Source organism: Rhodobacter sp. SGA-6-6, assembly GCF_011043545.1.
Classification (GTDB): domain Bacteria; phylum Pseudomonadota; class Alphaproteobacteria; order Rhodobacterales; family Rhodobacteraceae; genus Pseudogemmobacter.
Map to the genome: position 1 here is coordinate 20,163 of NZ_JAAKGP010000014.1, position 24,982 is coordinate 45,144.

Consider the following 24,982-nt stretch of genomic DNA (forward strand, 5'->3'; position numbering starts at 1 on the left):
CCATGGAATACCGTAGGGCGGGGTTTCACCCCGCCGTGCCGGAGCCATGCGTCGGGCGCAGGACGGCTTTCCCTCTGCCGGGGCTTCCGATGCTGCGCCGCAGCATCCATATCGGACGGGCAAGAGAAAGAGAAAAGACCATGTTCGACCGACTGAAATCCGCCCTCCGCAACCTCCGCATGCCCTCCGCCGCCGATCTGGAAGAGCGCTATCTGGCCGAATCCACCTCGCTGGTGGACCTGGAGCGCCGTCAGCGACAGCTGGACCTCGCCCGCATCGGCAAGGCGCCGCAGCCCTGGTAAAGGCGGCGGCGGTTCCCGCAGCCGCTCTGTATTTTCCATGGCGAAGGCCATTGCCTTCGCCACTACGCAACGCTTCCCCTTGTCCCGGCCGGGCCTCCAAGGCCCGGCCAGCGCCCGCCCCGCCCTCGGCGGGCGCTTCTCGCCCGCCGGGTCGGGCGCTGGCCTCTCGGGGTCTTGGGCTGCCAGCGTTTCCGGGTGATATGCCGCGCACGAGCGGGGGCGAGGCAGTGCCTCGCCTGATCCCGCCCGAGGCAAGGGGATGGCGGGGAGATCCCCGCCCTACGGCGCCTGTAGGGCGGGGTTCACCCCGCCACACCTGACCTCAATCCGGCACCACTTTCCCCGGGTTCATCCGCCCCTCCGGGTCCAGCGCCCGCTTGACCGCGGCCATCACCTGCCAGCCGGCGCCGTGTTCCGCCGCCATCAGCCCGCGCTTGCCGAAGCCGACGCCATGCTCGCCGGTGATGGTGCCGCCCATCCGCAGCGCCCGCTCCGCCATCCGCTGCGCCAGCGCCTTGGCCGCCGCCGCCTCGGCCGCGTCGCCCTCGCGGATCAGCAGGATGGCGTGGAAATTGCCGTCGCCGACATGGCCGAGGATCGGCCCGGGGATGCCGCTGGCGGCGATGTCGGCGCGGGTCTCCTCCACCGCCGCGGCCAGGGCCGAGATCGGCACGCAGACATCGGTGACGATGGCCCGGCAACCGGGGCGCGAGGCCAGGATCGCCCGATAGGCGCCGTGCCGCATCGCCCAGAGGCGCGTCCGCTCCTCCTGCGCCCGCGCCCACTGGAAGCCGACCGCGCCGAAGCCGGACGCGATCTCGCCGAAGCGCTCGGCCTGTTCGGCCACCCCGGCGGGGGAGCCGTGGAATTCCACCAGCAGCTGCGGCCGCAGCGCCAGATCGGTGCCGGAAAAGGCGTTGCAGGCGGCGACCGTGGCTTCGTCCAGGAACTCGATCCGCGCCATCGGCAGGCCGGCCTGGATGGTGGCGATCACGCACTCCACCGCCTCCGCCATCCGCGCGAAGCCGCAGGCGGCGGCCGAGACCGCCTCGGGCTGGCCGTGCAGCCGCAGGGTCAGCTCGGTGATCAGGCCCAAGGTCCCCTCCGATCCCACCATCAGCGCGGTCAGGTCGTAGCCGGCCGAGCTTTTCGGCGCCGAGGAGCCGGTGCGGATCACCGCGCCGTCGGCCAGCACCACCTCCAGCCCCAGCACGTTGTCGCGCATGGTGCCGTAGCGCACGGCGGTGGTGCCGCTGGCGCGGGTGGAGGCCATGCCGCCCAGCGTGGCATTGGCGCCGGGATCGACCGGGAAGAACAGGCCGGTCGCCCGCAGCTCCTGGTTCAGCCGCTCGCGGGTGATGCCGGGCTGGACCACGGCGATCATGTCCTCGGGGCGGACCTCCAGCAGCCGGTCCATCCGGGTGAAATCCACCGTCACCCCGCCCTGCGGCGCCAGTGCATGGCCCTCCAGCGAGGTGCCGGCGCCCCAGCCGATCAAAGGGAAGCCGTGGCGGGCGGACAGGACGGCCAGCTGCGAGACCTCGGCGGTCTTCTCCGGCCAGACCACCGCCCAGGGCGGCGGCGCGGCGGCGTGGCTTTCGCTTTGGGCATGGGCCTGCAGCACCGCGGCGGCGGTGGAGAATCGCGCGCCGAAGAGCGCGCGCAGGTCGGCAAGAGCGGCGTCGCTGAGCATGGCGGAAGGCTAGGGCAGAAGCCGGGGGCGGGGAAGCCCCGGCGAAACCGCCGCGCCGCAATTTTCTTGGAAGAAAATTGCCAAATTCCTTTGAAGGAATTTGCGTTCTCTCGCCGCCGCATCTGGCAGAACCCGCGGCCTTGCGCTATGCCCCGGCCATCCCAGCCGACAGGAGCGTCGCCGATGAAAGCCGCCGTCATCACCTTCCCCGGCTCGAACTGCGACCGCGACCTTGCCGTCGCCTTCGAGCGCGCGGGCTTCCGGGTCGCCCGGGTCTGGCACAAGGACAGCGACCTGCCCGAAGGCACCGATGTGGTCGGCATCCCCGGCGGCTTTTCCTACGGCGATTACCTGCGCTGCGGCGCCATCGCCGCGCAATCGCCGATCTCCGCCGCGGTGAAGGCCCATGCGCAGAAGGGCGGCCATGTCCTCGGCATCTGCAACGGCTTTCAGGTGCTGACCGAGATGGGCCTGCTGCCCGGGGCGCTGATGCGCAACGCCAGCCTGAAGTTCCTGTGCAAGACCGTCACCCTGCGGGTCGCCACCGCGGCGTCGGCCTTCACCTCCGGCTACGCGAAGGGGCAGGAGATCCGCATCCCGATCGCCCATCACGACGGCAATTATACCATCGACGCGGACGGGCTGAAACGCTTGCAGGACCAGGACCGGGTGGCCTTCGCCTATGCGCAGAACCCCAACGGCTCGATGGGCGACATCGCCGGGGTGCTGTCGGAAAACCGCCGCGTCCTCGGCATGATGCCGCATCCCGAACGTGCGGCCGAGGCGCTGCACGGATCGACCGACGGGGCGGCGATCTTCGCCGCATTGATGGGCGGGATGGCGCTGGCCTGAGGGGGCCTGCCTTGAGGCAGCACGGGCGCGGGCCTAATCTCGGCGCCATGACCCACAGCCCCGACCAGCCGCTGGACGACACCCATCAGGGCCTGCCCTGGCGGGTCAAGCTGGCCGTGGGGCTGCTGATCCTTCTGGCCGTCGGCGTCGTGCTGACCACCAACCGCTGGCTGTCCGACCGCTTCACCGACACCACCCGCAATCGGGCCGAGGTGCGGCTGGCGCTCTACACCGGCAACCTGGTGTCTGAACTGCAACGGACCTCGGTTGTTCCCCTGCTGCTGGCCCGCGACCCCGACCTGCTGTCGGCGCTGAAGGACGGGCAGTATTCCCGCACCTCGGCCAAGCTGATCGCGCTGCAATCGGAAATCGCCGTGGCCTCGATCCAGCTGCTGGACGGCGACGGCCGGGTGGTGGGCGCCACCAACCGCAACCTGCTTGGCACCTCGCACCGCAACGACGCCGCCTTCGTCGATGCGCAGCGGGCCAAGGACACCATCTTCACCGCTTCGCGGCGCGAGGCGGGCGGCTACGACTTCAGCTATTCCCGGGCGCTGCGCGCCGACGGCAAGGTGCTGGGGGTGATCGTGGTCTCGGTCGACCTGATGAAATACGAACGGGCCTGGGCCGGGTTGCAGGACGCGGTTCTGGTCACCGACAGCGAGGGCACGGTGATCCTGGCGACCGAGCCGGTCTGGCGCGGCCAGCCGATGGCGCAGGCGCTGGAGGCGCGCGACCCGCCCTCGGCGATCCAGCGGGCGCTGTCGGCCACCACCGACTGGGCGCAATCGCCGCCCGACGCCTATGTCCACGGCGAGGCGGTGATGCGGACCGAGGCCCGCGTTCCCTTCCGCGGCTGGCGCATCTTCACCTTCACCGCCTACGATTCCGTGCGCGAGAAGGTGAACGGCATCCTGGCGCTGGAGATCATGGGCTTCGCCATCCTGATGGCCATCACCTTCTACGTCCTCAGCCGCCGCGCCTGGTCGCGCTCCGTCGGGTTCCAGCGGGAATCGGCGGAACTGCGGATGCTGAACGCCCGGCTGCAACGCGAGATCGCCGAGCGCGAGAAGGTGCAGAAGGACCTGGAGGTCGCCGAGCAGACGCTGGCGCAATCCTCCAAGCTGGCCGCGCTCGGCGAGATGTCGGCCGCCGTCAGCCACGAGCTGAACCAGCCGCTGGCGGCGATGAAGACCTATCTGGCCGGGGCGCGGCTGCTGCTGCAACGCCGCCGGCCCGAGGAGGCGCTGTCCAGCTTCCAGCGCATCGACGACCTGATCGAGCGGATGGGCGCGATCACCCGGCAATTGAAGTCCTACGCAAGGAAGGGCGGCGAAGCCTTTGAGCCGGTTGACCTTCGCGCCTGCATCTCCTCGGCGCTGGCGATGATGGAACCGCAACTCAAGGCCCGCGTTGTCAAGATCTCGCGCGCCCTGCCGCGCCAGCCGGTGATGGTGATGGCCGACCGCATAAGGCTCGAACAGGTGATCATCAACCTCCTGCGCAATGCGCTGGACGCCACCAAGGACACGCCCTCGCCGCAGATCGACCTGCTCTTGGCGGCGGGCGAGACCGCCACGCTGTCGGTGCGCGACAACGGCCATGGCATCAACGACCTGGGCAATATCTTCGAGCCTTTCTACACCACCAAGAAACCCGGCGAGGGCGTCGGGCTGGGGTTGGCGATCTCGTCCGGGATCGTCGCCGATCTGGGCGGTCGCCTGACCGCCCGCAACGTCGAGGAAGGGGGGGCGGTGTTCGAGATGCAGCTTCCCATCCTCGGACGCGAACAGGAAGCAGCGGAATAAGGAAGACCACGCATGGCGCGGGCAATGAAAGTGGCGATCGTCGACGACGAGGCGGACATGCGGGCCTCGATCAGCCAATGGCTGGCGCTCTCGGGGTTCGACACCGAGACCTATGCCAGCGCCGAGGAGGCGCTGAAGGCGATCGGGCCGGAGTTCCAGGGCGTCGTCGTCTCGGACATCAAGATGCCGGGGATGGACGGCATGGCCTTCCTGAAGCGGCTGATGAGCCAGGACAGCGGCCTGCCGGTGATCATGATCACCGGCCACGGCGATGTGCCGATGGCGGTGGAGGCGATGCGGGTCGGCGCCTTCGACTTCCTGGAAAAGCCGTTCAACCCCGACCGGATGACGGAACTCGCCAAGAAGGCGACCCAGACCCGGCGGATGACGCTGGACAACCGCGCCCTGCGGCGGGAACTGTCGGACGGGTCCTCGATCATGAAGAAGCTGGTCGGGTCCTCGCCGGCGATGGAGCGGCTGCGCGAGGACATCCTCGACCTCGGCCAGGCGGACAGCCATGTGCTGATCGACGGCGAGACCGGCACCGGCAAGACGCTGGTGGCGCACGCGCTGCACGCGGTGGGGCCGCGGGCGTCGAAGAAATTCGTGACGATCTCCTGCGCCGCCTGGTCCGAGGACCAGCTGGCGGCCAAGCTGTTCGGCCCGGCCGAGGACGGCACCATCCCGCTGGTCGAGGAGGCCCGCGGCGGCACGCTGTGCCTCGAGGACATCGAGGCGCTGCCGAACGCGCTTCAGGCCCGGCTGCTGACCTTCATCAACGACCAGGGCACCCCGCCGGAGACGCGGATCATCGCCATCTGCAACCAGCACGCCCCCGACATGACGCTGGAACAGACCCTGCGGCAGGACCTGTTCTACCGCCTCGGCGCGATGACCATCGTGCTGCCGCCCTTGCGGTCGCGCGGCGAGGACATCCTGCAGCTGTTCACCCGGCTCAGCGAGCAGTTCGCCGAGGAATACGGCTGCGACGCCCCGCAGGTGACGGCGCAGGAGGCGGCGCAGCTGTTGCAGGCGCCCTGGCCGGGCAATGTGCGGCAGCTGGTCAACATCGCCGAACGGGCGGTGCTGCAGAACCGGCGCGGGTCGGGCTCCATCGCCTCGCTGCTGATGGCCGACAACGAGGCCTCGGGTCCGGCGCTGACCACCGAGGGCAAGCCGCTGAAGGACTATGTGGAGGCCTTCGAGCGGATGCTGATCGACAACACCATGCGCCGCCACAAGGGCAGCATCGTCGCGGTGATGGAGGAACTCTGCCTGCCGCGGCGGACGCTGAACGAGAAGATGGCGAAATACGGGTTGCAGCGGGCGGATTACGTCTGACGGGGGAGGGGGCTGCTTCAACCCTTGCCCTTTGCCTTGGCGAAGGCCATCGCCTTCGCCACAGCGCGCCATTTCAATCAGGACCGGCCGGGCCTCGGCGGGCGCTTCTCGCCCGCCCGGGCGGGCGCTGGCCTCTCACAGTCTCGGGCTGCCAGGTTTCCGGTTGATGCGGCACGCACGGGCGGGGCGAGGCAGTGCCTCGCCTTTTCCCGCCCGGGGAAGCCGAAGGAGTGGCGGGGTGAACCCCGCCCTACGTGTTGCGCCTCCGTAGGGCGGGGCACCCCGCCGCTCTGCCCCCCGTCATCCCCCTGTCACACTCCCCGGCCAAGAAGCCCGGGAACCACAGGAGACCGCGATGACTGCCGATTCCACCCCCGCGCAGGACTGGCTGGAGGCCGAACTCGCCGATGCGCTGGACGAGGATTACGAACTGGAGCTGGACGATGCCGTGCTCAGCCAGGAGATTGCCCGCATCTACAAGCAGCACCATCCCGACGGTATCGACCGGCTGGAGTATTTCCGCAGCCTGATCCGCCTGCAATCCGAGCTGATCAAGCTGCAGGACTGGGTGCAATACCACCGCAAGAAGGTGGTCGTCCTGTTCGAGGGCCGCGATTCGGCCGGCAAGGGCGGGGTGATCAAGCGGATCAGCCAGCGGCTCAACCCCCGCGTCGTCCGCGTGGTGGCGCTGCCGGCGCCCTCGGACCGCGAGAAGACGCAATGGTATTTCCAGCGCTACGTCCCCCACCTGCCGGCGGGGGGCGAAATCGTGCTCTTCGACCGCAGCTGGTATAACCGCGCCGGGGTGGAGCGGGTGATGGGCTTCGCCGCCGAGGAGCAGGTCGAGGACTTCTTCCGCGACGTGCCGGAGTTCGAGCGGATGCTGGTCCGGTCCGGCATTATCCTGGTGAAATACTGGTTCTCGATCACCGACGAGGAACAGCAGATGCGCTTCCTGATGCGCATCCACGACCCGATGAAGCAGTGGAAGCTGTCGCCGATGGACCTGCAGAGCCGGGTGCGGTGGGAAGCCTATACCAAGGCCAAGGAAGAGATGTTCGCCCGCACCAACATCGCCGAGGCGCCCTGGTATATCGTCGAGGGCAACGACAAGAAGCGGGCGCGGCTGAACTGCATCGACCACCTGCTGGGCCTGATCCCCTACGAGCCCGTCCCGCATGAGGAAATCACCCTGCCGGACCGGGTGTTCAACCCGAACTACGAACGCGCCGTGCTGCCGAAAGAGCTTTACGTTCCGGCAAAATATTGAGAGCAAATCCATTTCATCCTTGGATTGTCCCCCGCCTTTCCCAGGCGGGGGAATTTCCCTGTTGTCATTTCCCGGCTTATCCCCCTATGTTCGGGCCAAGGTGCCACGGCACCCGACGAATTCTCCGCCCCGGGTCCGGCATCGCTGTCTGTCGCCGCGGGTGGTCGGATCGGCCCCTATTTTGGGACTGGAAGGATTGCCCGCCTCCGCCAGCGACGGAGCGGGCCATGTGAACAGGCCCCGCTTCGCGCGGGGCCATGGTGTGAACGCGATGGACCGCGCGCGGCAATCGGTGGAGGACGGGGGGATGCCTTCGGGCGTTGCCCCCCTTTCCGCTTGGCTTGCCGCCTCCGCCGGTTCCGCACAGACAAGCCGCCCCCTGTCCATTCCCTCCGGCCCCGCCTTGCGGGTCCGAACGGGTTCGGACCCGGGACGCAATGGAAATCAATGTCCAGAAAGATGCTCATCGACGCCACCCATGCGGAAGAAACCCGCGTGGTCGTGGTCGACGGAAACAAGGTCGAAGAATTCGACTTCGAGACGATAAACAAACGCCAGCTGGCCGGGAACATCTACCTCGCCAAGGTCACCCGGGTCGAACCCTCGCTGCAGGCGGCCTTCGTCGATTACGGCGGCAATCGCCACGGCTTCCTCGCCTTCGCGGAAATCCACCCGGATTACTACCAGATCCCGGTCGCCGACCGTAAGGCGCTGCTGGAGGAAGAACGCCAGGCCGCCCGCGAGGAAGAAGAGGAAGAGAACCGCCGCCACCGCCGCAAGCCGCGCGGCCGCGGCCCGAAACCCGCCGCGGTGGCCGATGCCGATCCGGTGGTTTCGTCCGACGTCGCCGGCATGGAAGTGGTGGACCTGGACGAGGACGCCGCCGAGGCGCCCGAGGCTGTCGCCGAGACCCCCGCCGCCGAGAACGGCAACGGCGACTACCACGCCATCGACCATGCCTCCGACACCGATGACGAGATCGAATCGGTGGCCGAGGAGGACGTGGCCGAGGAAATCTCCGCCCCCCGCCGCACCCCGCGCGCCCGCCGCTACAAGATCCAGGAAGTGGTCAAGGTCCGCCAGATCATGCTGGTGCAGGTGGTGAAGGAGGAACGCGGCAACAAGGGCGCCGCGCTGACCACCTACCTGTCGCTGGCCGGCCGCTACTGCGTCCTGATGCCCAACACCGCCCGCGGCGGCGGCATCAGCCGCAAGATCACCCAGGCCGCCGACCGCAAGAAGCTGAAGGAGATCGCCGGAGAGATGGAGGTGCCGGAAGGCGCCGGCCTGATCATCCGCACCGCCGGCGCCAAGCGCACCAAGGCCGAGATCCGGCGCGACTACGAATACCTGATGCGGCTGTGGGAACAGATCCGCGAACTGACGCTGAAGTCGATCGCCCCGGCGAAGATCTACGAGGAAGGCGACCTGATCAAGCGCACGATCCGCGACCTCTACTCGCGCGAGATCGAGGAGGTGCTGGTCGAGGGCGAGGGCGGCTACCGCACCGCCAAGGACTTCATGCGGATGATCATGCCCAGCCACGCCAAGCAGGTGAAGCGCTACGACGAGCCGATGCCGCTTTTCGCCCGCTACCAGGTGGAAAGCTACCTCGCCGGCATGTTCAACCCGGTGGTGCAGCTGAAATCCGGCGGCTACATCGTCATCGGCGTGACCGAGGCGCTGGTCGCCATCGACGTGAACTCGGGCCGGGCGACCAAAGAGGGCTCCATCGAGGAGACCGCGCTGAAGACCAACCTGGAGGCGGCGGAAGAGATCGCCCGCCAGCTGCGTCTGCGCGACTTGGCCGGCCTGATCGTCATCGACTTCATCGACATGGAAGAGCGCAAGAACAACGCCGCCGTCGAGAAGCGCCTGAAGGACAAGCTGAAGACCGACCGCGCCCGCATCCAGGTCGGCCGCATCTCGGGCTTCGGCCTGATGGAGATGAGCCGCCAGCGCCTGCGGCCGGGGATGCTGGAATCCACCACCCAGGCCTGCCCGCATTGCCACGGCACCGGGCTGATCCGGTCGGACGATTCGATGGCGCTGCAGATCCTGCGGGCGCTGGAGGAAGAGGGGACGCGGAAGCGCTCGAAAGAGGTGCTGCTGAAGGCCCCCATCGGCATCGTCAACTTCCTGATCAACCAGAAGCGCGAGCATATCGCCCTGATCGAGGCCCGCTACGGCATGTCGGTTCGGATCGAGGCCGACCCGACGCTGGTCTCGCCCGACTATGCCATCGACAAGTTCAAGACCGCGACCCGCGTGGTGCCGGAGACGCCGGTGATCTCGGGCCATGCCGGGCTGATGGGCGCGCCGGTGGACGAGGAAGAGGATCTGGTCGACGACCTGGTCGAGGAGGAGGATGAGTCCGAGGACGAGTCTGCCGATGCGACCGAGGGCGCGGAAGGCGCCAAGGGCGACGGCAACGGCAAGAAGAAGCGCCGCCGCCGCCGTCGCCGTCGGGGCGGCAGCCGCGACGGCAACGGGGCCGAGGGTGCGGGCGAGGAGGCCGGGGAAGAGGCGGAAGCCGCTTCTGCCGAGGCCGAAGAGCCCGTCGCCGGGGAGCCGGCGACCGAAGCCGCGCCCGAGCCGGTAGCCGAGGCGGCCCCCGCGCCGAAGAAGCGCGTGACCCGCAGCCGCAAGCCCAAGGCCGAGGCGGCGGAAGCCCCCGCCGCGCCGGTCGAGGCGGAGCCGGTGGCCGAAGCGGAACCGGCGGCCGAGCCCGTTGCCGAGGAAGCGCCGAAGAAGCGGGTGACCCGCAGCCGCAAGCCGAAGGCCGAGGCCGCGGAAACCCCGGTCGCCGCGCCGCGGTCCCGGGCGAAGAAGGCCCCGGCCGCGGAAGCGGCTCCGGCGCCCGCGCCGGTGGCCGAAGCTGCCCCCGCGCCGGAACCCGTTGCCGAGCCGGTCGAGGAGGTCCTGCCGGAACTGCAGGTCGCCCCGGAACCCGAGCCCGCCGCGGCCGCCGCGCTGCTGCCCGATCCGGGCGAAGCCGGCCCGCCGAAGCCCCGCCGCTCCGGCTGGTGGTCGAAGAAGTGACAGGAAGGGGGCAGGGCGACCTGCCCCTTTTTCTTTCCGACCGCTTGGCGAGAGGAGGGGTATGGCGGGGTGACCCCGCCCTGCGGGTTGCGCCTGCGCAGGGCGGGGTTCACCCCGCCGCGCCGGCCCGGATCAGGTGCAGCACCACCGCGCCATCCCCGCGCGCGCCCAGGTAGATATGCCCGGCCTGGCCGCAGAAATGCGGCAGGTCCACCGCCGCCATCGCATCCGTCGCCCTTACGCACAGCACCTGGCCTGCCGCCATCCCCGCCAGCCGCTTGCGCGCCCGCAGGACGGGCAGGGGGCACAGAAGCCCCTCGCAGTCCAGCACCTGATCCCAATCCGTCATGCCGCTCCTTAACGCCCGCCGCGCGCCTGGGCAACTCGGGCGACCGAAGGCGCGGCTGCCGCCGCAAGCCATTATCGTTGTGGCCGGCGGAGTCTCCTGCGGCTGCTGTCGGCCGATGGGGGCATTCTGCCCCCAAACCCCCTGAGGATATTTATTGTCCAGAAAGAGGAGCGGGCCTTTCTCCTCTTTCTGGACTCAAATATCCCCGCCGGAGGCAAAACCCCGAGCCGGTTGCGCGCTTGCGCGCAGAGGCGAGACGAAAGGCTTGCGGCGAAGCCGCGCGATCTGCTTCGCCCCCGACTCGCGGCGATGTGACCTCCCGCCGCGGCCCCTGCATGGCCTTCGCGCGTGACGCCGCCGCCGTGCCGCGCTATGACGCCGGGCGGAAAGGACGCGCGATGCCGGATATCTCCATCCTCGATGCAGGGCTGGCCCTTGCCATGGTGCTGGCGCTGGCCGGCGGCCTCTTGTCCTTCCTGTCGCCCTGCGTCCTGCCGGTGGTGCCGCCCTATCTGGCCTATATCTCCGGCGTCTCCGTCTCCGAGATGACCGCCGGCCCCGAGGCCCGCCGCCGCATCCTGGTGCCGGCGCTGTTCTTCGTGCTCGGCCTGTCGACGATCTTCCTGATCCTCGGCTTCGCCGCCTCGAAGCTGGGCATCTTCTTCCTGACGAACCAGGAATGGTTCAACCGCATTGCCGGGCTGATCGTCATCACCTTCGGCCTGCACTTCCTGGGCGTCTTCCGCATCCCCTTCCTGATGCGCGAGGCGCGGATCGACGCCGGCGACCAGGGCGGCAGCGCGCTCGGCGCCTTCATCCTGGGCCTTGCCTTCGCGGCGGGCTGGACCCCCTGCAACGGGCCGATCCTCTCGGGCATCCTGACCATGGTCGCGCGCGAGGCCGATGTGTCGCGCGGGCTGTTCCTGATGGCGATCTATTCCATCGGCCTCGGCCTGCCCTTCCTGCTCTGCGCGGTCTTCATCACCCGCGCCATGGGCCTGATGAAGCGGCTGCGCCCGCATATGCGCAAGATCGAGATCGCCATGGGGGCGCTGCTGGTGCTGGTCGGGCTGCTCCTGTTCACCTCCTCGCTGTCGATCCTGTCGGGCTGGATGCTGGACGCGATGGACCGCCTCGGCATCCCGCTTCTGGGCTGAGCCTGCTGATTTTCGCCGAAAATCAGGTGCTTCCCCCTTATTTCCGCCCGATTTTCCGGCCATGATCGGCGGCGATGAGGATCGACCCTGCACCCCGGCGGACCGAAGAGGCCGCGGCGAAGCCCTTTCGCCGCCGGGTGTTCTACATCCCCGGCTACGATCCCTTCCACCCCCGCCGCTACCGCGAGCTTTACCGGAAAGAGGGCGCCGACCAGGCGCGGCTCTCCGGCTACGGGCTGGAGCTGAAGCCGAAATCCACCAAGGGGCCTTACGGCTGGCACGCCACCGGCCTGATCGGCGGGCGGAAGGCCGAGGCCGACATCGAGGTGCTGGTCTGGTCCGACATCGTGAAGCGCTCGATGTCCGAGACCATCCCCGCCACCTACCTGCAACTGCTCCGCACCGCCTGGGCCTATATCGGCTCGGGTGCCCTCTTCCGGCTGATGCGGCTGCGCAAGGGGCCGATGATCGCGGCGCTGTATCCGATCCTGTTCCTGATCCTGCAACTGCTGCTGGTGGCCGGCCTCGGCTGGGGCCTCGGGGCGCTGGTCGCGCATGTCACCCATTGGACCGCCGGCATGGCGGTCTTCGCCGCCGTGGTCTGGCTGGGGCTGCGCTGGTTCCGGGCCAAGGACAACAAGGTCTTCGCCTGGTATCTGATGCACGACTACGCCTATTCGGCGCAAGAACACGGCGCCAACCCGCCCGAGCTGGAGGCGCGGATGGCCGAGTTCCGCGCCAGCATCCGCGCCGCGCTGGACGGGCCTTATGACGAGGTGCTGGTGGTCGGCCATTCCTCCGGCGCCCATCTCGGCGTGTCGATCCTGGCCGACCTGATCCGCGCCGAAGACATGAACGGGGGATTACCCGCCCAAGGGCCGAAGCTGGCCTTCCTGTCGCTCGGCCATGTCGTCCCCATGGTGTCCTTCCTGCCGAAGGCGCAGCGGCTGCGGGCCGACCTGCATTACCTTTCCGCCCGGGAGGAGCTGACCTGGGTCGATGTCACCGCCCCCGGCGACGGCTGCGCCTTCGCGCTTTGCGATCCCGTGGCGGTGACTGGCGTCGCACCAGAGGGCAAGCGCTGGCCGCTGGTGATCTCCGCCGCCTTCTCGCAGACTCTCTCGCCCGAGAAACAGGCCGAGTTGAAGCGCCGCTACTTCCGGCTGCACTTCCAGTATCTCTGCGCCTTCGACGCGCTGAGCGGGGGGCCGAACGACTACGACTACTTCCAGATCACCGCCGGCCCGCTGACCCTGGCCGAGCGCTACCGCCACCGTGCCCCGTCAAAAAGCCGCATTGAGCGGCCGGTCAACCGCTATACAACCACGGCATGACCGGCTGTCCCTTCCACCCGACGCCTCCGAAACCGCAGCCGCGCGCCGACCGGGTGTCGCTGCTGACCTACCTGCGGCTCTTCCGCCGCGACATCCTCTCGGCGCAGCCCGCCCGGCTTTACCGCGCCTGGATGGCCGAATTCCGCACCCCGTTCTTCCGCAGCTACATGGTGAACGATCCGGCGCTGGTCGACCGCGTGCTGACCGAGCGGCCCGACGATTTTCCCAAATCCAACCGCATCCGCGAGGGTCTGCTGCCTCTCCTGGGCAATTCGGTCTTCGTCACCAATGGCGAGGTCTGGAAGCGCCAGCGCCGCATCATCGACCCGGCCTTCGAGGGCGGGCGGCTGAAGGACACCTTCCCCGCCATGCTGGCCGCCGGGCAGGCGGCGGTCGCGCGGATGGGCCGCGCGGGCGGCGAGGTCGAGGTCGAGGAGGAGATGTCCCACGCCGCGGCCGACGTGATCTTCCGCACCCTGTTCTCGATTCCGATCGAGCATGAGGTGGCGGCAAGGGTCTTCCGCGAGTTCCGCGCCTACCAGCGCACCCAGCCGATCCTGAACCTGGCCGCCTTCCTTCCCCTGCCGCGCTGGTTCCCGCGGCTGCATCGCCGGGCGACCACGGCCTCCGCCGCCGTGATCCGCGGGCTGATCACCCAGCTGACCGAGGCCCGCGCGGCGGAGATCGCCGCCGGCACCGCGCCCGACGATCTGGCGACCAAGATCATGACCACCGCCGATCCGCTGACCGGCGCGCGTTTCGCCGCCGGAGAGATGGTCGACCAGGTGGCGATCTTCTTCCTCGCCGGGCACGAGACCTCGGCCTCGGCGCTGGCCTGGGCGCTCTACCTGCTGGCCCTGTGCCCCGAGGTGCAGGACCGGGTGGCGGCCGAGGCCGATGCGCTGCCCGAGGTCCCCGGCTTCTCCGACATCGCCCGGCTGAAATACACCCGCGACATGTTCCGCGAGACCCTGCGGCTTTACCCCCCCGTGCCGATGATGGTGCGCGAGAACCGCTGCCGCGAGGAGTTCCGCGGCCGCGAGGTCGCCCCCGGGGCGCAGGTGGTGCTGTCGCCCTGGCACCAGCACCGGCATGAACGCCTCTGGGAGCGGCCCGACGAGTTCGACCCGGGCAGGTGGCAGACCGAGGCCGGCCGCGCCTCCTCCCGCGCGGCCTTCATGCCGTTCTCGGCGGGACCGAGGGTCTGCACCGGGGCGGGCTTCGCCATGGTGGAGGGGCCGCTGCTGCTGGCGCTCTTGACCCGCGCCTTCCGGTTCGAGCGGGTGGAGGGCCGGGAGCCGGTGCCGGTGGCGCATCTGACCGTGCGGGCGAAGGACGGGATACACCTGCGGGTGGTGCCGCGGTAGGGCGGGTACGGCGGGGCGAGGGGCCTCAGGGGGGCACTCCGCCGTCCGCTTGTCTTGGCGAAGGCGGGTGCCTTCGCCACGGCGCGCCATTTCAACCGGGACCGGCCGGGCCCCAAAGGCCCGGCCAGCGCCCGCCCGCCCCTCGGCGGGCGCTTCTCGCCCGCCCGGGCGGGCGCTGGCCTCTCCGGGTTTAGTGTGACTGCCGTCTCCGGCCGAACCCATTCGCACGGGCGGGGCGAGGCAGTGCCTCGCCTGTTTCCGCCCGCGGCGAGCGGAGTGCGGCGGGGAGACCCCCGCCCTACGGGGACGACCTTGCGTGAGGGAGTTTCCCCGCCTTTCCTGTCCGAAAAATATCCGCCTGACCGGCCTCAGCCGATCTCGACCCGGTAGCTTTCGATCACCGTATTGGCCAAGAGCTTCTCGCACATCGCCCTGACCTCGGCCTCGGCCGCCGCGGCGTCGGTCGCCGCCAGGTCCAGCTCGATCACCTTGCCCTGCCGCACCCCGTTCACCCCCTGGAACCCCAGCGAGCCGAGGGCGTGGCGGATCGCCTCGCCCTGCGGGTCGAGGACCCCGGTCTTCAGCATGACGGTGACGCGGGCTTTCATCGGGGCCTCCGGGATGCAGTGGTCAGCGTTCGCTTATCGCCCCGGACCGGAAGGGGCAAGGGGCCTAAAGCCCCGGCAGCCATCGCCGCATCCTCCGGCGGGCCCAGATGATCGCCGCCATCATCGCCAGCCCCGGCAGCGCGGTCATGGCGGCGGGAAGGTAGAGCCAGAACGGACTCGCCACCGCCACCCGGTCGGGGTCGTCGGCGGACCAGCAGACCGGCACCGGATCGCCCGCCTTGTAGCCCCAGAGGTTGGACGACCCCGAGGTCCGGGCCGCGCGCGGGCTGCCGTCCGCGGGATCGGCGAAGGCGACGTGCATCCACCAGGTGGCGGCGATGTCCCGGGTGGTGGTGGCGGGCGCGGCCTCGAAGCCCGTCACCACCGCCTCCAGCCGGTGCGCCCGGCCGGTCCACCAGAGCGTATGGCCCGCCAGTCCCGCCCCCGCCAGAACCGGCAGGGCGGCGGCCAGCAGGAAGAGGCGCAGGACCCCATCGATGGTCATCGCTCGCGCTCCGGGACCGAAGGCCCCGATGAGGCCGCAACCGGCCCTCCGGGTCAAGCCGGGATCAGTTGATCAGGCTCGGCTTCGTCGCATGGGTGACGTTCGAGGGCATCACTCCCAGCCGCCGCGCCAGCTCGGTATAGACATCGGCCAGCGGCCCGGGCTCCGGCAGGGTGCCGTCCGGCCCCTCGGTCACCCGCATGTCCCAGAGCCGGCAGCTGTCGGGGCTGATCTCGTCGGCGACGATCAGCCGCATGAAGTCGCCCTCCCAGATCCGGCCCACTTCCAGCCGGAAGTCGGCAAGGCGGATGCCGACGCCCATCATCACCCCGGACAGGAAGTCGTTCACCCGCAGCGCCAACGCCACCATGTCGTCGAGGTCCTGCTGGTTGGCCCAGTTGAAGGCGATGATATGCTCTTCCGAGACCAGCGGCGTGCCCAGCTTGTCGTCCTTGAAGTAGTATTCCACGATCGGCCGCGGCAGCGGCGTGCCCTCCGGGATGCCCAGCCGGCGCGACAGGTCGCCGGCGGCGAAGTTGCGCACCACCACCTCCAGCGGGATGATCTCGACCATCCGCACCAACTGCTCGCGCATGTTCAGCCGGCGGATGAAATGCGTCGGCACGCCGATGGCGTTCAGCCCGGACATGAAGAACTCGCTGAGCCGGTTGTTCAGCACGCCCTTGCCTTCCACCGCGGCCGGGGCCTCGGCGACGGGGCGGGCGCCGTCGTCCTTGAAATACTGGATCAGCGTGCCGGGTTCGGGGCCTTCGTAGAGGATCTTCGCCTTGCCCTCGTAGACCTTCTTGCGCCGTGCCATGAATTCTCCGCTGCAATGGCCAACGGGGGCGGCGGCGCCACCCCTCTTCCGGCATCGGGCTATAGTCCAACCCCCGGGCCGCCGCAAGGCCGGCGGCCTTTGCTCTTGCGGCGCGGCCCGCCTGTGGGCATATGACTGCAAACCAACCGAACACCGGGGATCGCCATGACCACCTTCGACGACCGCGAGAATGCCTTCGAGGCCAAGTTCGCCCATGACGGCGAGATGCAGTTCAAGGCGGAAGCCCGCCGCAACAAGCTGCTCGGTCTCTGGGCGGCGGGGCTGATGGGTAAGTCGGGCGACGCGGCCACCGAATATGCGATGGAAGTGGTCTCGGCCGATTTCGAGGAGGCCGGCACCGAGGACGTGGTCCGCAAGGTCGCCGGGGACCTGAAAGGCAAGGCCAGTGCCGAGGATATCCGCGCCAAGATGGCGGAACTGCTGCCGGTGGCCAAGGCCCAGCTGATGGACGAGATCTGAGGTTCTGTCGCCGCGAGAGAAAGCAAGCCGCGTGTCCTTTGGTGATTGCGCGGCCTTTTTCATTGGCGGGGACTATTGTGGACGCGATACCTCTGCTCGTCTGGCGAAGGCCATTGCCTTCGCCACGGCGCAACGGTTCTGCTTATCCCGGCCGGGTGCCCAAAGCACCCGGCCAGCGCCCGCCCGCCTCCTGGCGGGCGCTTCACGCCCGCCCGGACGGGCGCTGGCCTCTCGGGATCTCGTGCCAGCAGCGTTTCCGGGTGAACCCGTTCGCACGGGCGGGGGCGAGGCAGTGCCTCGCCTGTTCCCGCCCGGACACGCGCCCAGAATGGATTTGCATCGCCCCGGGCCGCGTGGCAGGAAGCGGCATCGGTTCAACATGAGGGTCCCGCCATGGCCAAGGACGCGCTTTCCAGCCTGCTCGCCAGCCGTGACTGGCTGATGGCCGACGGGGCCACCGGGACCAACCTGTTCAACATGGGCCTTTCCGCCGGCGAGCCGCCGGAACTGTGGAACGTCGACCGCCCCGACGACATCCGCACCCTCTACCGCAACGCGGTGGAGGCCGGGTCGGACATCTTCCTGACCAACACCTTCGGCGGCAACGCCGCCCGGCTGAAGCTGCACAACGCCCAGGGCCGGGTGCGCGAGCTGAACCGGGTGGGCGCAGCACTCGGCCGCGAGATCGCCGATGCCTCGGGGCGCAGGGTCGTCGTGGCGGGCTCGGTCGGCCCCACCGGCGAGATCTTCGAGCCGATGGGCAGCCTGACCCACGACCTCGCGGTGGAAATCTTCCACGAGCAGGCCGAGGGGCTGAAGGAAGGCGGCGCCGATGTCCTCTGGGTCGAGACCATCTCGGCCCCCGAGGAATACCGCGCCGCCGCCGAGGCCGCGGCCCGCGCCGGGATGCCCTGGTGCGGCACCATGAGCTTCGACACCGCCGGGCGGACGATGATGGGCGTCACCTCGGCGGCGATGGCGGCGATGGTGGAAAAGCTGCCGAACCCGCCGCTGGCCTTCGGAGCCAATTGCGGGGTGGGGGCCAGCGACCTGATGCGCACCGTGCTCGGCTTCGCCGCCACCGGCACGCAGCGCCCGATCATCGCCAAGGGCAATGCCGGCATCCCGAAATACCACGACGGCCACATCCATTACGACGGCACGCCCGAGCTGATGGCGGAATATGCCGTGCTGGCGCGCGATGCGGGCGTGCGGATCATCGGCGGCTGCTGCGGCACCATGCCCGAGCACCTGCGGTCGATGCGCGCGGCGCTGGAAAGCCGCCCGAAGGGGCCGGCGCCGGGGCTGGAGGAGATCCAGGCCAAGCTGGGCGCCTTCTCCTCGGCCTCGGACGGGACCGGCGACGACGCGGGCGGCGCGCGGCGGGAACGGCGCGGCCGGCGGGGATGACGGCAAGGCCCGCCCGCCTCTGGCAACAGGCCGAGGGGGCGCTGGTCCTGCTGGCGGCCCTGTCGCTGTTGTGGGTCCTTGGCCTGCCGTTCCCGGTCTGGCTGGCGGTGGCGGCCTTCTTCGCCCCGGACCTGAGCTTCGCCTTCTATGCCTTCGGCCCGAGGGTCGGCGCGGCGGTCTACAACACCGTGCATCTTTATGGTTTCGGTGCGGTGGTCGCGCTGGTGGCCCATTTGAACGGGCTGCCGGTGCTGGCAGGGATCGGGATGCTCTGGATCGCCCATGCCGGTTTCGACCGGATGCTGGGCTACGGGCTGAAGCTGCCTTCGGGCTTCCAGCATACCCATCTCGGGCGGATCGGCCGGGGATAAGGGCACGATTTTTCGACGAAAAATCGTATCTCTCTAGAACAGCGACAGCTGGTCGCCCGAGGCCAGCGGCGGCTGGAACAGGTCGCAGCGCAGCGGCGGCAGGTCCTTCTTAAGCCCCAGCCGCGCCACCGCCTTGTCGAAGCGCTGCGCGATCAGCCGCGACCACAGCCCCTCGCCGCGCATCCGCTTGCCCCAGGCGGGATCGTAGTCGCGGCCGCCATGGGTCTCGCGCACCCGGGCCATCACCTTGGCGGCGCGGCCCGGCTCCGCCTGCTCCAGCCAGTCGCGGAACAGGCCCGCCACCTCGCGCGGCAGGCGCAGCATGATCCAGCTGGCGCCCGACGCTCCGGCCTCGGCCGCCGCCGCCAGGATCGGCTCCAGCTCGTGGTCGGTCAGCCCGGGGATCACCGGCGCCAGCATCGCCCGCACCGGGATGCCCGCCTCCGACAGCCGCCGCACCACCTCCAGCCGCCGTGCGGGCAGGGCGGCCCGCGGCTCCATCCGCCGCGACAGCCCGGCGTCCAGCGTGGTGATCGAGATGCCCACCCGGAGCAGCCCCTGCGCCGCCATCGGCGCCAGCAGGTCGAGGTCGCGCTCGATCAGCGTGCCCTTGGTGGTGATCGCCAGCGGGTGGCGGAAGGCGGCCAGAACCTCCACCACCTCGCGCATCACCCGCCATTTCGCCTCGATCGGCTGGTAGGGGTCGGTGTTGGTGCCGATGGCCAGCGGCCGGGGCAGGTAGGACTTCGCCCGCAGCTCCCGCTCCAGCACCTGCGCCAGCCCCGGCCGGGCGATCAGCCGGGTCTCGAAATCGAGGCCGGGCGAGAGGTTCAGATAGGCATGGGTCGGCCGGGCGAAGCAGTAGATGCAGCCGTGTTCGCAGCCGCGGTAGGGGTTGACCGAGCGGTCGAAGGGCAGGTCGGGCGAGCGGTTGAAGGTCAGCGCCGACCGCGCCCGTTCCTCGCGCACCTCGGTCTTCAGGAGCCGGTCGTCATGCGGCAGGTCCCAGCCGTCGTCCGCCGCCTCGCGCGCCGTGGCCTCGTAGCGGCCGGTGGCGTTGGAGGTGGCGCCGCGGGCACGGGTGCGGTCGCCCGGCAGCAGGCCGCGGGGCAGGGGGACAGGAGGCTTGGGCATGGGGCAATTCTAGAACAAAGATAGAACATTTGCCAAGCCCACCCTTCACCTTTGTCCTTGCTGTCGGCTTTCAATCCGGGCATGTCGCAATAGAGTAAGTGGACGGGCCCGCGATGGCCCATGCACGCTACAGGTCCTTACCCCACGGAGCCCCGCGATGGCCGACGAAGACGACATCATCCTTTCGGAACTTTCCGACGACGAGCTTGTCCTGCAGATGCACGACGACCTCTACGACGGTCTGAAGGAAGAGATCGAAGAGGGTGTCAACATCCTGATCGAGCGCGGCTGGGCGCCCTACGACGTGCTGACCAAGGCGCTGGTCGCCGGGATGACCATCGTCGGCGCCGACTTCCGCGACGGCATCCTCTTCGTGCCCGAAGTGCTGCTGGCCGCCAACGCGATGAAGGCGGGGATGCATATCCTCAAGCCGCTGCTGGCCGAGACCGGCGCGCCGCGGATGGGCAAGATGGTGATCGGCACGGTGAAGGGCGACATCCACGACATCGGCAAGAACCTGGTCGCGATGATGATGGAAGGTGCCGGCTTCGAGGTGGTGGACCTCGGCATCAACAACGCGGTGGAGAAATACCTCGACGCGCTGGAAGCCGAACAGCCCGACATCCTGGGCATGTCGGCGCTGCTGACCACGACCATGCCCTACATGAAGGTCGTGATCGACACGATGAAGGAAAAGGGGATGCGCGAGGACTATATCGTCCTGGTCGGCGGCGCGCCCCTGAACGAGGAGTTCGGGCGTGCCATCGGCGCCGACGCCTATTGCCGCGATGCCGCGGTGGCGGTGGAGACGGCGAAAAGCTTCGTCGCCCGCAAGCACAACCAGATGGGGGCCTGAGGCCCCCGGGACCGTCGCTTGGCGTAACGCTTTCGAGGCCCCGGGGTTCCGCCCCCGGGGCCTCTTGCATTCGTGACTTGGACTCCGCCGGATGCAGGCCCATCTTCGGGACAGGAGGGGAAGATCATGCCGCTCACCCATTTCCTCGGGCTTCTCGCCCTGGTCGTCGTCGCGGCCGGGGCCACACTGGCGCTGGCCTTCTGGGCCGGGGTGCCGGTCCTCGCGGTCAGCTTCGCCGCGCTGGCGGGCAGCCTGGTGCTGGGGCTGCGGCAATGGCGCTGACCTCTCCCACCGATTCCCGGCTGACCGAAGAGGGGCTGGCGCCCGAGCGCGCGGGCCGGATCCTGCTGATCGCCTGCGGCGCGCTGGCGCATGAGATCCTGGCGCTGAAACAGGCCAACGGCTGGACCCATATGGACCTGCAATGCCTGCCGGCCAAGCTGCACCTCTGGCCCGACCGCATCGTCACCGCGGTGGAAGAGGCGGTGCGGGAGCGGCAGGCGGAATATGCCACCATCTTCGTGGTCTATGCCGATTGCGGCACCGGCGGGCAATTGCAGGAAAAGTGCAAGGATCTGGGCGTCGAGATGGTCGAGGGCCCGCATTGCTATTCGTTCTATGAAGGCAACGATGCCTTTGCCGAACATGCGGACACCGAGTTCACCTCGTTCTACCTGACCGATTTCCTGGTGCGCCAGTTCGACGCCTTCGTCTGGAAGCCGATGGGGCTGGACCGCCACCCCGAGCTGCGTGACATGATCTTCGGCAATTACGAGAAGCTGGTCTACCAGGCCCAGAAGGACGACCCGGCGCTGGACGCCAAGGCCCGCGACTGCGCCGAGCGGCTGGGGCTGGACTACGAGCGGCGCTTCACCGGCTACGGCGACCTGGCCACCACGCTGCGCAAGGTGGCGGGGTAGCGGTTTCTGTGACGTCCCGGACTTAGCCGGTGAAATCGGTGATCACCGCGACCCCCGGCGCCGTCGGCCCGTCGAAGGCGCGCAATTCCTCGGTCGCCTGCGACAGCGCCACCTGCCGGGCGACGATGGGCGAGACATCGACCCGCCCGGTCTCGATCAGCGACAGCAGGGTCGGATAGCGCCAGGCCGGCATTCCGCGGGTGCCGAAGACCGACAGCTGCCGCATGTAGATCGCATTCACGTCGATCTGCATGGTGGCGGTATGGCCGACCGGCAGGCCGACCTGCACATGGCGGCCCAAGGGGCGCAGGCAGCGCAGCGAGGCATTGGCGGTGGTCTCGATCCCGAGCGCCTCGACGCTGACGTGGGCGCCGCCGCCGGTGATCTCGACGATCTTCGCCGCCACGTCGCCGTCGCGGGCATCCAGCGCGGCTTCGGCGCCCAGGGTCCGGGCATGGGCCAGCTTTTCCGGCACCACGTCGACCACCACCACCCGCGCGCCGAGCGCCTTGCCGATCAGCAGGCAGGAGAGGCCGATGCCGCCGGTGCCATGCACCGCCAGCCATTCGCCGACCTGCAGGGCGGCGCGGCCGGTCAGGGCGTGGAAGGCGGTGGTGACGCGGCAGCCGAGACCGGCGGCCAGCGCCGGCGTCAGGCTCTCGGGCAGGCGGGTCAGGTTGTGGGCATGGGGGACCGAGACATATTCGGCATAGGCGCCGCGGTCGCCGAAGCCCGGCACCCGCTGGCTGCGGCAGGTGGTGGTCTGGCCGGAGCGGCACTCCGGGCAGTCGCCGCAGGCCAGGATGAAGGGGGCGATGACGCGGTCGCCCCGGTGCCATTTCGCCAGGGGGCCGGCCTCCACCACCTCGCCGCAATATTCGTGGCCGGGGATGTCGCCGGGCTTCACCTTCGGATGCTCGCCCACCCAGCCGTGCCAGTCGCTGCGGCAGATGCCGCAGGCGAGGGTCTTCAGGACGACGCCATCGGCCTCGCAGGCCGGGTCGGGCACGGTTTCCAGCGACAGCGGCGCGCGGTAGGTGCGAAGGACGGCGGCGCGCATGGTCAACTCCTCTGGCGGTAGTGGTTCAGGCAGAAGACCCGGATCGCCGAGGCGAGGCCCTCCTCTCCGCGACGCGCGGCGTCGATTTCGGACGCAAGCTGGTTGAGGGGCCGGGAGCTTTCGGAGGCGATGGCGCGGAAGGCGGCCCAGAACTCCGGCTCCAGCGAGACGCTGGTGCGGTGGCCGCGGAGGGTGAGGGAGTGTTTTTCGGGGCCGGTGGTCATGGCGGCAGGATAGCCGGTTTCCTGTGGGGGACGCAAAATCCTTGGAAGGATTTTGCAAGTTTCCTCCAGTAAACTTGGAAGTTTCTTGGAAGAAACTTCAGACCACGATCTTCACCGGCTCGGCGTTGCAGAAGACAATGAAATGGCCGCCGTTTTCGATCGCGCGATAGCCGCGGCGCTTCACCTCGCGCACGAAACGCTCGCGGCCGACCAGGCGTTCGACATCCGACACCCGGCGCCGGACGATCCCGCCCTCGGCCGCGGTGCGGGCCGAGAACATCTGGGTCATCCAGCGGTCGGGCGACATGTGGTTGGTCATGGGCTGCATGGCGCACCTCCTGGGCGCCATCCTTCCCGCAGCCCGGTTAACCCCCGGTTAATCCCGGTCCCGTTCGTGCCCGTCCAGGTCGCGGGCGGCCTTTTCCGCCCGCGCCTTCTCCAGCGCCTTCTCGGCCTTGGTCCGGCCGTGCTTCGCCGCATTGGCCTCCGCCCCGGCCCGCTTCTCGGCCCGGGCCTTCTCCTTGCGGAAGCGGTTGAGGTTGACGACCTCGGCCATCAGCCCTTCGGGCCCACCATGTCCTCGGGCCGGACGATGCGGTCGAAGGTCTCGCCATCGACAAAGCCGAGGGCAATCGCCTCTTCCCGCAGCGTCGTGCCGTTTTTGTGCGCGGTCTTCGCCACCTTGGTGGCATTGTCGTAACCGATGGTCGGGGCCAGCGCCGTCACCAGCATCAGGCTTTCCTTCATCAGCTTCTCGATCCGCGCCACATTGGCCTGCGTCCCCGCCACCATGTTGTCGGTGAAGCTGGAGGCCGCGTCGCCGAGAAGCTGGATCGACTGCAGCACGTTGTAGCTCATCATCGGGTTGTAGACGTTCAGCTCGAAATGCCCCTGGCTGCCGGCGAAGCCCACGGCGGCATCGTTCCCCATCACATGGGCGCAGACCATGGTCAGCGCCTCGGCCTGGGTCGGGTTGACCTTGCCGGGCATGATCGAGGACCCCGGCTCGTTTTCCGGCAGGATCAACTCGCCGAGGCCCGAGCGGGGGCCGGAGCCCAGGAGACGCAGGTCGTTGGCGATCTTGAACAGGCTGGCCGCCACCGTCTTCAAGGCGCCCGAGAACATCACCATGGCGTCATGCGCCGCCAGCGCCTCGAACTTGTTGGGCGCGGTGACGAAGGGCAGGCCGGTGATCGCCGCGATCTCCGCGGCCACCCGGGCGTCGAAGCCGACGCGGGTGTTCAGCCCGGTGCCGACGGCAGTGCCGCCCTGCGCCAGTTCGTAGATGTCGGGCAGGCAGGTCTTGACCCGGGCGATGCCCTTGTCGACCTGGGTCGCATAGCCGGAAAACTCCTGCCCCAGCGTCAGCGGCGTGGCGTCCTGGGTATGCGTCCGGCCGATCTTGATGATATCCTTGAATTCCTTCGACTTCGCCCACAGCGCCGCCGCCAGCTTCTCCAGCCCCGGGATCAGCACGTCGCGGGTGTGCATCCCGATGGCGACATGCATTGCGGTTGGGAAGGTGTCGTTGGAGGACTGGCCCATGTTCACATGGTCGTTCGGATGCACCGGCTTCTTCGAGCCCTTGACGCCCCCCAGCATCTCGATGGCGCGGTTCGAGATCACCTCGTTGGCGTTCATGTTCGATTGCGTGCCCGATCCGGTCTGCCAGACCACCAGCGGGAAGTTGTCGTCGAAGCGGCCCTCGATCACCTCGCCCGCCGCCGCGGCGATGGCATCCGCCAGCTCCGGCGCCAGGTCGCCCTGCGCCTTGTTGACCAGGGCACAGGCCTTCTTGATCACGCCGAGGGCGCGGATGATCGGGACCGGCTGACGCTCCCAGCCGATGGGGAAGTTGATGATCGACCGCTGGGTCTGCGCCCCCCAATACTTGTCGGCGGGAACCTCCAGCGGGCCGAAGCTGTCGGTTTCGGTTCTGGTCGCGGTCATGGTGCCCTCCTGCGGAATCTCGCAGCGGGTCTAGCGCCGGGGGGCGGTGAAATCAATCGGCATACCGTCGCATACTGAGCGTGACGGCTGTGGCCGGAAGCCGGGCCCACACCGGAAAGTTGTGCTATA

General features: G+C 69.0%; 26 protein-coding genes. 15 read left to right on the forward strand and 11 right to left on the reverse strand.

Going from position 1 to position 24,982, the window contains the following annotated elements:
* Positions 1-140 precede the first annotated feature (140 nt).
* Positions 141-302 carry a DUF3563 family protein gene (locus G5B31_RS17935; protein ID WP_165019588.1) on the forward strand — a complete coding sequence of 54 codons (162 nt, stop codon included), beginning with the start codon at positions 141-143 and terminating at the stop codon, positions 300-302.
* 322 nt (positions 303-624) lie between these two features.
* Here G5B31_RS17935 and G5B31_RS17940 read toward each other — a convergent pair whose 3' ends face one another.
* The gene (locus G5B31_RS17940) at positions 625-1,995 is read right to left on the reverse strand and encodes an FAD-binding oxidoreductase (RefSeq protein ID WP_165019589.1); all 1,371 of its coding nucleotides are present in this window, start codon (positions 1,993-1,995) and stop codon (positions 625-627) included.
* A gap of 183 nt (positions 1,996-2,178) precedes the next feature.
* Here G5B31_RS17940 and purQ point away from each other — a divergent pair, with 183 nt between their 5' ends.
* The 5 genes from purQ (at position 2,179) to G5B31_RS17965 (ending at position 10,308) form a co-directional block, all read left to right on the forward strand.
* Positions 2,179-2,847, forward strand: a complete 669-nt coding sequence (gene purQ, locus G5B31_RS17945) for a phosphoribosylformylglycinamidine synthase subunit PurQ (RefSeq protein ID WP_165019590.1) — start codon at positions 2,179-2,181, stop codon at positions 2,845-2,847.
* 47 nt (positions 2,848-2,894) lie between these two features.
* Complete coding sequence (locus G5B31_RS17950; protein WP_165019591.1) at positions 2,895-4,655, forward strand: ATP-binding protein; 1,761 nt, start codon at positions 2,895-2,897, stop codon at positions 4,653-4,655.
* Between the two features lie 12 nt (positions 4,656-4,667).
* Positions 4,668-5,996, forward strand: coding sequence for a sigma-54 dependent transcriptional regulator (locus G5B31_RS17955; protein WP_165019592.1), 1,329 nt, complete (start codon positions 4,668-4,670; stop codon positions 5,994-5,996).
* Positions 5,997-6,351: 355 nt separating this feature from the next.
* A complete protein-coding gene (ppk2, locus tag G5B31_RS17960) occupies positions 6,352-7,266 on the forward strand; it encodes a polyphosphate kinase 2 (protein WP_165019593.1) in 915 nt (304 codons plus the stop codon).
* Between the two features lie 447 nt (positions 7,267-7,713).
* Positions 7,714-10,308, forward strand: a complete 2,595-nt coding sequence (locus G5B31_RS17965; protein WP_165019594.1) for a ribonuclease E/G — start codon at positions 7,714-7,716, stop codon at positions 10,306-10,308.
* A gap of 109 nt (positions 10,309-10,417) precedes the next feature.
* Here G5B31_RS17965 and G5B31_RS17970 read toward each other — a convergent pair whose 3' ends face one another.
* Positions 10,418-10,657, reverse strand: coding sequence for a sulfurtransferase TusA family protein (locus G5B31_RS17970; protein ID WP_165019595.1), 240 nt, complete (start codon positions 10,655-10,657; stop codon positions 10,418-10,420).
* 398 nt (positions 10,658-11,055) lie between these two features.
* Between G5B31_RS17970 and G5B31_RS17975 the strand changes: the two genes are divergently transcribed.
* The 3 genes from G5B31_RS17975 to G5B31_RS17985 all read left to right on the forward strand — a co-directional run bounded on the left by G5B31_RS17975 (position 11,056) and on the right by G5B31_RS17985 (position 14,515).
* The gene (locus G5B31_RS17975; protein ID WP_165019596.1) at positions 11,056-11,814 is read left to right on the forward strand and encodes a cytochrome c biogenesis CcdA family protein; all 759 of its coding nucleotides are present in this window, start codon (positions 11,056-11,058) and stop codon (positions 11,812-11,814) included.
* A gap of 74 nt (positions 11,815-11,888) precedes the next feature.
* Positions 11,889-13,148, forward strand: a complete 1,260-nt coding sequence (locus tag G5B31_RS17980; protein ID WP_165019597.1) for a hypothetical protein — start codon at positions 11,889-11,891, stop codon at positions 13,146-13,148.
* On the forward strand, positions 13,145-14,515 hold the full coding sequence (locus tag G5B31_RS17985) for a cytochrome P450 (RefSeq protein WP_165019598.1): 1,371 nt from the start codon (positions 13,145-13,147) through the stop codon (positions 14,513-14,515). The genes G5B31_RS17980 and G5B31_RS17985 overlap by 4 nt, the downstream gene beginning before the upstream one ends.
* A gap of 368 nt (positions 14,516-14,883) precedes the next feature.
* Here the strand turns inward: G5B31_RS17985 and purS are convergent, their stop codons facing one another.
* From purS to G5B31_RS18000, 3 genes are all read right to left on the reverse strand, one after another.
* Complete coding sequence (gene purS / locus G5B31_RS17990) at positions 14,884-15,123, reverse strand: phosphoribosylformylglycinamidine synthase subunit PurS (RefSeq protein ID WP_165019599.1); 240 nt, start codon at positions 15,121-15,123, stop codon at positions 14,884-14,886.
* A gap of 64 nt (positions 15,124-15,187) precedes the next feature.
* On the reverse strand, positions 15,188-15,628 hold the full coding sequence (locus G5B31_RS17995; protein ID WP_165019600.1) for a DUF3592 domain-containing protein: 441 nt from the start codon (positions 15,626-15,628) through the stop codon (positions 15,188-15,190).
* Between the two features lie 64 nt (positions 15,629-15,692).
* Positions 15,693-16,448, reverse strand: coding sequence for a phosphoribosylaminoimidazolesuccinocarboxamide synthase (locus G5B31_RS18000; protein WP_165019601.1), 756 nt, complete (start codon positions 16,446-16,448; stop codon positions 15,693-15,695).
* Positions 16,449-16,613: 165 nt separating this feature from the next.
* Between G5B31_RS18000 and G5B31_RS18005 the strand changes: the two genes are divergently transcribed.
* The 3 genes from G5B31_RS18005 to G5B31_RS18015 all read left to right on the forward strand — a co-directional run bounded on the left by G5B31_RS18005 (position 16,614) and on the right by G5B31_RS18015 (position 18,709).
* Positions 16,614-16,928, forward strand: a complete 315-nt coding sequence (locus G5B31_RS18005) for a DUF1476 domain-containing protein (RefSeq protein ID WP_165019602.1) — start codon at positions 16,614-16,616, stop codon at positions 16,926-16,928.
* A 393-nt stretch (positions 16,929-17,321) separates the two neighbouring features.
* Positions 17,322-18,338, forward strand: coding sequence for a betaine--homocysteine S-methyltransferase (gene bmt, locus G5B31_RS18010; protein WP_165019603.1), 1,017 nt, complete (start codon positions 17,322-17,324; stop codon positions 18,336-18,338).
* Complete coding sequence (locus tag G5B31_RS18015; protein WP_165019604.1) at positions 18,335-18,709, forward strand: DUF4260 domain-containing protein; 375 nt, start codon at positions 18,335-18,337, stop codon at positions 18,707-18,709. The genes bmt and G5B31_RS18015 overlap by 4 nt, the downstream gene beginning before the upstream one ends.
* 33 nt (positions 18,710-18,742) lie before the next feature.
* On the opposite strand, the gene G5B31_RS18020 is transcribed toward G5B31_RS18015, so the two are convergent.
* Positions 18,743-19,843 (reverse strand): PA0069 family radical SAM protein, encoded by a 1,101-nt coding sequence (locus tag G5B31_RS18020; RefSeq protein ID WP_165019605.1) that lies wholly within the window; start codon positions 19,841-19,843, stop codon positions 18,743-18,745.
* A 157-nt stretch (positions 19,844-20,000) separates the two neighbouring features.
* Between G5B31_RS18020 and G5B31_RS18025 the strand changes: the two genes are divergently transcribed.
* The 3 genes from G5B31_RS18025 (at position 20,001) to G5B31_RS18035 (ending at position 21,619) form a co-directional block, all read left to right on the forward strand.
* Positions 20,001-20,699, forward strand: a complete 699-nt coding sequence (locus G5B31_RS18025) for a B12-binding domain-containing protein (protein WP_165019606.1) — start codon at positions 20,001-20,003, stop codon at positions 20,697-20,699.
* A gap of 126 nt (positions 20,700-20,825) precedes the next feature.
* Positions 20,826-20,981, forward strand: coding sequence for a hypothetical protein (locus G5B31_RS18030; protein WP_165019607.1), 156 nt, complete (start codon positions 20,826-20,828; stop codon positions 20,979-20,981).
* Entirely contained in the window at positions 20,972-21,619 is a 648-nt protein-coding gene (locus G5B31_RS18035; RefSeq protein ID WP_165019608.1) for a DUF1638 domain-containing protein, read from the forward strand. The genes G5B31_RS18030 and G5B31_RS18035 overlap by 10 nt, the downstream gene beginning before the upstream one ends.
* Before the next feature lie 22 nt (positions 21,620-21,641).
* On the opposite strand, the gene G5B31_RS18040 is transcribed toward G5B31_RS18035, so the two are convergent.
* The 5 genes from G5B31_RS18040 to fumC all read right to left on the reverse strand — a co-directional run bounded on the left by G5B31_RS18040 (position 21,642) and on the right by fumC (position 24,853).
* A complete protein-coding gene (locus G5B31_RS18040; protein WP_165019609.1) occupies positions 21,642-22,679 on the reverse strand; it encodes a zinc-binding dehydrogenase in 1,038 nt (345 codons plus the stop codon).
* Between the two features lie 2 nt (positions 22,680-22,681).
* A complete protein-coding gene (locus G5B31_RS18045; protein WP_165019610.1) occupies positions 22,682-22,903 on the reverse strand; it encodes a ribbon-helix-helix domain-containing protein in 222 nt (73 codons plus the stop codon).
* A gap of 97 nt (positions 22,904-23,000) precedes the next feature.
* Positions 23,001-23,231 carry an N-(5'-phosphoribosyl)anthranilate isomerase gene (locus G5B31_RS18050; RefSeq protein WP_165019611.1) on the reverse strand — a complete coding sequence of 77 codons (231 nt, stop codon included), beginning with the start codon at positions 23,229-23,231 and terminating at the stop codon, positions 23,001-23,003.
* Positions 23,232-23,279: 48 nt separating this feature from the next.
* Positions 23,280-23,459, reverse strand: a complete 180-nt coding sequence (locus tag G5B31_RS18055; protein ID WP_165019612.1) for a DUF4169 family protein — start codon at positions 23,457-23,459, stop codon at positions 23,280-23,282.
* Positions 23,459-24,853 carry a class II fumarate hydratase gene (gene fumC, locus G5B31_RS18060; RefSeq protein ID WP_165019613.1) on the reverse strand — a complete coding sequence of 465 codons (1,395 nt, stop codon included), beginning with the start codon at positions 24,851-24,853 and terminating at the stop codon, positions 23,459-23,461. Before fumC ends, G5B31_RS18055 begins: the two co-directional genes overlap by 1 nt.
* Positions 24,854-24,982: the final 129 nt, after the last annotated feature.